Below are 7,050 nucleotides of genomic sequence, written 5' to 3' on the forward strand. Positions count from 1 at the left end.
AGGCCGCATATCCCATCATCAGGTAGGATTTCTTGGCATCTCCGATCGAGCGCGCAGCAAGCGCGCGCTGCACCATCATCTGGTTCGCCCCATACACCGTGATGTGAAACAGTGTCATTGCGAAGACGCCCGACCAGACAGTCGGCGCGACCGAGAAATCCAGTTCGGTGCGAAGCGCGTTCAGCTTATCGGCAGCGGCAAGCACTGCGATGGCGTCGGATACCGGATTGAGGATGTCGAGCAGGCACCAGAGAATTGTACCGGCGCCGATAAACAGGATCACGCCTTGCAGGACATCTGTCCAGATCACGGCATTCATGCCGCCCATCAGTGTATAGATGAGCACAATCACCGTCATGCCAAGGATCGACCATTCCGGCGAGAGACCTGTCACGAACGTTACGACGATCGCAGTGGCCGCGAGGATGGACGCAGTCGTTATCGTCTGGCTGATCAGGAAGATCAGGCTGAGAACTGATCGCGAGGAAGGTCCAAACCGGTGCTCGAGGTACTCATAGATCGAGGCGGCGCCGCTGTTGAAGAAGAAGGGCAGAAAGACAATGACAACAACGAAGATGACGAGTGGATAATTTACATGGATGGCGAGCGCTGCCATGCCGTCGCCATAAGCCCAGGCTGGCCCGCCCAGAAACGACAGCGCGCTGACATAGGTGGCAATGACCGAGATGCCGATGGCCCACCATGGGGCTGACCGGTCTCCAATCTGATAGTCTTCAGCGGTATGTACCTTGCGGCTCATGGCATAGCCGAGGCCGAGATTTGCGATCAGATAAATTCCGACGATTGACCAGTCCAGCAGGCTCATGTCGGGCAAAGCCTTTCAGTTTGGTCAGTAATGCCCTGCGGCGGCAGGCCAGCGCGCCAGACCTGCTCCGGCGCGCTGAGTTTAACTAAAGCCTTCTATCGCTTGAAGCCGAGCCGGACGCCATACATGGACGGGTTTGCAAAGTTCTGGACGATTGCGCCCTGCCCGAAGATGACCGTTCTGTTGATGGTCGCTTCGTCCGTGATGTTGTCGCCAAAGATCTCTGCATACCAGGCGTCGCCGGGCGCGTTGTAGGTCAAGCGAAGATCGAGCTTCGAAAACGCGTCCTGACGGGAGAACTCATAGCCCACATCGTTCGAGACATAGTCGCTCGAATAATAGAGATTGGCTGAGGGCGTGATACGCGCGCCGCTGGAAAGCGCAATATCGTAGGTACCGCCGAGGTTCAGGGTGAACTCTGGCATCAGAGCCACTTGGCGGCCATCCAGATTAATCTGGGCACCCGTGATCGGTTCAGCAATCACATACTGTCCAAACTCGGCATTCTGGAACGAGGCCTTTGCCGAGAGAAGCAGCGCATCGCTGGCTGCCCAGCTCGCATCGATTTCAATGCCTGTGGCCTTGGCTTCCCCGGCATTGGTCGAGATCGTAACAACCGTCCCGGCGCCAACCGTCACGAATTCGTTAGCGAGAAGGTCTTCATATTCGTTCTGGAAGATCGCGAGGTTCACGATCATATTTCCATCGAGGAAAACATTCTTTGATCCGAATTCGTAGGCCTGCACTTCCTGCGGTGCAAACGAGGCGCCGCCGGTTACCGAGTCTGCCGCGTTGTTGAACCCGCCAGACTGGAACCCTGTGGAGGCGCTCACATAAAGCAGGTTGTCTTCAGTGAGGTCATACTCCCCGCCAAGTTTCCATGTCGTCTTGTCGAAGGTCGCCGAGTCTTCAAACACTGTGGCCGGCGCGCCTGCGTTCGTCAGGAACGTGATCGGCGTCGTGTTCTGACCTGTGGTTACGCGTGAGAAACCTTTCTCATCTTCCGTATAGCGCAGACCAGCGGTCAGGCGCAGGGCATCGGTCAGAGAATAGGTCGCCTGACCATATACAGCGTAGCTGTCGACATCGACTTTTGCCAACGAGTTGAAGTCTGATCCGACCGGGGCGACGGTTGAAGTCGGCCGGTTTGTCAACGGATCCGTGGTAAACAAGCGGTCGAAGATGAAAAGACCGGTCTTCTTCTCTTGCAGGAAATAGGCACCGGTTGTCCATTCGAGTGGGCCGTCGGTATTAGACGCAAGCTGGACCTCCTGCGACCAGGATTCCACTTCATCCTGTTGACCCGCAAAACCACTTGCGAAGCGAGACAGATCTGTGTCTGCGGTCCGGAAGGTCGAGAAGTCAGCATAACCGATCAGGGCTTTGAAGTTGGCCCAGCCAAGATCGTAGTTGAGTTCTGCATCAACGCTGTCTTGGGCCGTATCAAGAACCGGCGCGTAATCATAATCGATGGTGTAAGGATCTGCGAGCACCGCAACGTTACCGCCACCGACGCGAGGATTTACCCTCGCAATTGGCGAGGTGAGCACAGCCGCAAGACTGGTGCGGTTCAGCGCTCGGCCCATGAGTTTTGCACCGAATTCCGAGTTGCCAAGTCCGCCCTGCTGCCAGCGGCTGGCACGGAGCGTCAGGTCAAGGGCATCGGTTGGCTCCCAGCGCAGCGAAGCGCGGACATACTGCTCATCCTTGTCGCGCAATCCGGCTTCGGGATTGAAGCTGTTCTCGATAATCGGATCATGCGTGTCGGTCGAAATGGCAACGCGCAGGAAGAGATCATCCGTAAGCGGAACGTTTCCATAACCTTCGACCCGGACGCGGTCATAGTTTCCATAGAGAATCGATGCGCCGTACTCCGGCTCTGCCGAAGGTGCATTGGAAATCACATTCACCGCGCCGCCAAAGGCGTTGCGCCCGTAGAGCGTTCCCTGCGGACCGCGCAGAACTTCGACCCGGTCAACGTCGACCATTGACGCGAGCGCCTGTGATGTCAGTGAGCGATAGACGCCGTCGACATAGAACGAGACAATCGGGTCCTGCTGGACAGAGACGTTTTCGGTCCGTGCGCCGCGGATGGCCGGACGCGCGTCTGTGCCGGATTGGCCAAACTGCAGACCCGGCGCAAGCTTGTCGAGCGTCGAGAGGTCAACGATGCCGGCTGCGCCCAGGGTCTCACCCGAGACGGCAGTGACGGATAGCGGGACGTCCTGGATGCTCTCGGCCCGCTTCTCCGATGTTACGGTAATGACACCCAGCTTGCGCTCGGTTTCGCCCTGACCCTCTTCCTGGGCAAAGGCCGGCGCGCCCAGAGCGAGCGCCGCAACGCCGCCCGACAAAGCCCATTTCAGATTTAATGACATCGACATTGCACCCTGCTCCTCAGCTCACAGGCCGCCATGCCAGCGCGCCTTTTTAACATCGGCACATAAAATGACTTCGAATGCAATTCTATTTTTTTATGTTTTCGACTTCGAATTCAAACGCGCGGTATGTGTGGCAATTTGGTAACGGGATGAACACTTGGGCTTCAACGCGGCAGCAAAAAGCCATTGTCTCGGTGGCTATAGCGGGCATGTTGACACTCCCAAGCGCACAGCTCTGCGCAACACATGGCCTGATAAACCTGCTGCGGCGCAGTCTTCCAAAGGCCTAAAACCAGCCGCTTCATTTGAAGCATTTCACCTGGCGATAGATGGCTTGCTGCGGCGACAATCGCGTCCGCGTCGATCTGGAAGTGCCGGTAGAGATCGCGGATCGTGCCGGTCCGCCCGAGATGCTCGATGCCGAGCATTGTCACGGCACGCCCCTTCACGCCGCCGATGCAGGCAAGTATGGCCGGGTTGCCGCCGGTGACTGTGATTGGCAATGCCGGGGCGCGCCCCCCATCAGCCCCTCGATCCGGCTTGGCGCATGGCGCTGTCGGCGCCCGTGAGCCCGGCGCGCGGCGGTCCAACCTGAATTCAGCCGGCCGGCGAAGGTGGCGGCCAGCACGCCGATGTCGCGCCGCCCTTCGCCGAAGCGCCCCAGCCGTCCAATGTGATTTTGATCGCCGGTCAGAAAGGCTCCGTGCCGGCATCCAGAAGGTCCTGGTATCGCCGATAGACAAACACCCGTCCCCGCGCCTTGCCGGTGATCTCTTCGACGATGCCAAGCGCCAGCAGTCTCTCCAGGGCTGCCGTCGCCGTCGGGAACGTAACCCCGGACAGCTCAGCTGCGGTCCCGATCTTCAGAAGCGGACGCCTTTGAAGAATGGCATGCAGCGCCTGCGCCGTTGGCGCGCCCCGCCCGAGCCCTGCAACCTTTACCGCATCTTCGGCAAAGATCGCCGAGATGGACCGGGCCGCTTCGTGCGCCTGCCGCGCGACATCCCGCACGCCGGTCAGGAAGAATTCAACCCAGGTCTCCCATCGGCCGTGCTCGCGGACTTCCTGCAGCAACGCGTAATACCTCGCCCGGTTAGATTTGAGGTAGAGGCTGAGATAGAGGAGCGGCTCGTCGAGGATTCCCTGCTCGCAGAGATATAGCGTGATCAGGAGCCGCCCGAGCCGGCCATTGCCATAGAGGAAGGGGTGGACCGTCTCGAACTGAACATGCGCAAGGCCTGCCTTGATGAGCGGCGGCAGACCCAGCTCCGTCTCGTGCAGGAAGGCCTCCAGATTGCTCATGAGATCCAGCACGTGCTGAGGCGGCGGCGGCACGTACAAAGCATTCCCGGGCCGGGTCCCGCCAATCCAGTTCTGCGAGCGGCGGAACTCGCCCGGCTGCTTTATGCTTCCCCGGCCGGATGACAGGAGGATGGCGTGCATTTCCTTCAGCAGGCGGAGCGAAAGTGGAAACCCTCCGCGAATGCGCTCAAGGCCGTGCGTCAGCGCGGCGACATAGGTCGAGACTTCCTCGACATCATCGATTGGCACGCCGGGCGCCGCCTCGTCTTCATACAGCAGCAGATCCGAGAGCGAAGACTGCGTCCCTTCGATCTGGGACGAAAGCAGCGCTTCCTTGCGAACATACATGTAGAGAAAGAGCGAGGTGTCCGGGGCAACACTGCGCACGCCGTCGAGCCGGCCGAGGGCGAGCATGGCTTCGCTGGCGAGCACGGACAGGGCGGACATGTCGATCGATGGTTGGGGCGGCAGGTCCGTTGGCATGAAAGCGCGCACGGTCTCACCGGTGACGGTACTGGTCACCCATCTGCCCGTGCGGCCGGAATCGTGCGGCGCTACCATCCTGGATCGTTTAATGGCGCCAAATCGTTATTAAAAGATAGTACGCTTCACTTTAATAACCTGCCAGGCCAATTGAGGGCTCAGTCCTGTGTAACTCGGCGCCGGAAATTGACCCCTCATGCTCCATTGGAATCAATGAGATAGCATGCCGATCGGCGTCCAGACCCCGCGCCGCTTTACACTCGGATCCAGACGTGGGAACCGCACCGATGAATTATATCAAACATTCAATTAGTTATAGCTGGGATTGCAGGCCCCGATGCCAGCCATAACTCCACAATACTTGTTTTTTGGATTTTTTCTGGTGCCCTGAAGAGGACTCGAACCTCCACGCCTTGCAGCGCTAGCACCTGAAGCTAGTGCGTCTACCAATTCCGCCATCAGGGCACGGGGTAGGAGCGGGGTGATAAGGTCGGCGGGGGGCGAGGTCAACGGGGAAATGACGCCCGCGGTGAATTGACTGGGCCGTAGCCGCCAGGACCGGGCGCAAGCGGCGGCGGCCCGGGGAAAGCGCCCCGGCGCGGCGGGTGATGCCCTGCCCCTGAAAATGAAAACGGCCCGGCTTGCCTGCCGGGCCGTCTCTATGTTCGGGCGCCGGCGCGCCGGCGCGCTACATCCTGGCGACGCGGGCGCGGGTCTCCTCGAACTGTTTCATGATGTTCTTCACGAGTTGATCGCAGGTCGGGATGTCGTGGATCAGCGCCTGGCTCTGGCCAGTCGTCCAGATGCCATCATCCATGTAGCCGTCGCGCAGCACATTCTCGCGTCCGCGCACGCCGGCCATCAGCTCTTTCACATCCGCGAAGGTCTTCGTCGGATCGCGCTGGATCTCGGCAACCTGCGTCGAGACATTGTTCTTCGCGACCCGCGCCGTATTGCGCAGCGTGCGGCCAACGAGCACTGTGTCGAGTTCGTTACTCTCGACGATCTTCTTCTTCACGTTTTCGTGGATCTGCGCTTCCACAGTCGCGCAGAAGCGCGTGCCCATATTGACGCCGTCGGCGCCGAGCGCGAGCGCTGCCGCGAGGCTGCGTCCGTCCGCCATTCCGCCCGAGGCGATCACCGGCACGTTTACCGCGTCCACGGTGGCCGGCAGCAGCACGATCAGGCCGACATCGTCCTCACCCGGATGACCGGCGCATTCAAAGCCGTCGATCGAGATCACGTCGACACCCTTGGCGACCGCCGATACAGAGTGGCGCACGGAGGTGCACTTATGGATCACCTTCACGCCATACTCCTTGAAGCGCGGCAGGTGATCGGTCGGCGCGCGGCCGGCAGTTTCCACGATCTTTATGCCAGAAGCGATGATCGCCTCGCGGTACTCATCATACGGAATAGGGTTGATCGAGGGCAGCAGCGTCAGGTTCACGCCGAACGGCTTGTCCGTCAGCTTCTTGGTCTTCTCGATCTCGTCGAGCAGGTCCTTGCCGGTCTTGAACATGTGCGCCGTGATGAAACCCAGTGCGCCTGCATTCGCCACAGCTGCGACAAGTTCGCCGTAACCGACGCCCGTCATCCCGCCCATCACGATCGGCGTCTCGACGCCGAACATTTCCGTGATCCGTGTCTTCACCATCTGTCTGTCTCCCTTGAGGGCGGAGGGTGGCGCAATGGCCTGTCCGCGCGCGTGTTGATACTGATGCTAAAAGAATGACACAGCCGCCGCCCCGCTTGGAAGGGGTCACCCTGCGGAAGCGCGGGTACTGCCGGTCACACTCCGTGCAAAAAGCCAGCTGCCCCTGCTTGCTCACGCGGTCCGCGGCGCCGAGATGGCGGTAGTCCAGCGCGGGATCGGCTGACAGGAGTAAGATGTCCGCAGCCTGTCCGGCAAAGATTTCGCCCCGCTCTCCGGCCTCGCCGAGGCGCCGGGCCGGCACGGTCGCCGTCGCCGCGAGTATCCCGTCAGTCCATGAACCGGTACATGAGTGCCCATTCCTCCCGAAGATCATATTCCGGCTAAAACCCGGCATCGGTGCC

At 60.1% G+C, this 7,050-nt stretch carries 4 protein-coding genes, 1 tRNA gene and 1 pseudogene; all 6 read right to left on the reverse strand.

The features are described from left to right. Positions 1–826, reverse strand: a pseudogene (locus WEA77_RS02805) (sodium transporter); the annotation flags it as partial. Between the two features lie 95 nt (positions 827–921). Further along, positions 922–3,210, reverse strand: coding sequence for a TonB-dependent receptor (locus tag WEA77_RS02810; protein WP_368066339.1), 2,289 nt, complete (start codon positions 3,208–3,210; stop codon positions 922–924). Positions 3,211–3,371: 161 nt separating this feature from the next. Continuing rightward, positions 3,372–3,710, reverse strand: a complete 339-nt coding sequence (locus WEA77_RS02815; protein ID WP_368066340.1) for a hypothetical protein — start codon at positions 3,708–3,710, stop codon at positions 3,372–3,374. Positions 3,711–3,897: 187 nt separating this feature from the next. Continuing rightward, complete coding sequence (locus WEA77_RS02820) at positions 3,898–5,070, reverse strand: Fic family protein (protein ID WP_368066342.1); 1,173 nt, start codon at positions 5,068–5,070, stop codon at positions 3,898–3,900. Positions 5,071–5,372: 302 nt separating this feature from the next. Beyond that, positions 5,373–5,457: transfer RNA gene (locus tag WEA77_RS02825), tRNA-Leu, on the reverse strand. 223 nt (positions 5,458–5,680) lie between these two features. Continuing rightward, positions 5,681–6,649 carry an NAD(P)H-dependent flavin oxidoreductase gene (locus WEA77_RS02830; RefSeq protein WP_368066343.1) on the reverse strand — a complete coding sequence of 323 codons (969 nt, stop codon included), beginning with the start codon at positions 6,647–6,649 and terminating at the stop codon, positions 5,681–5,683. Positions 6,650–7,050 lie beyond the last annotated feature (401 nt).

The sequence above is a fragment of the Hyphomonas sp. genome (genome assembly GCF_040882205.1).
In the GTDB taxonomy this organism is placed as follows: Bacteria; Pseudomonadota; Alphaproteobacteria; order Caulobacterales; family Hyphomonadaceae; genus Hyphomonas.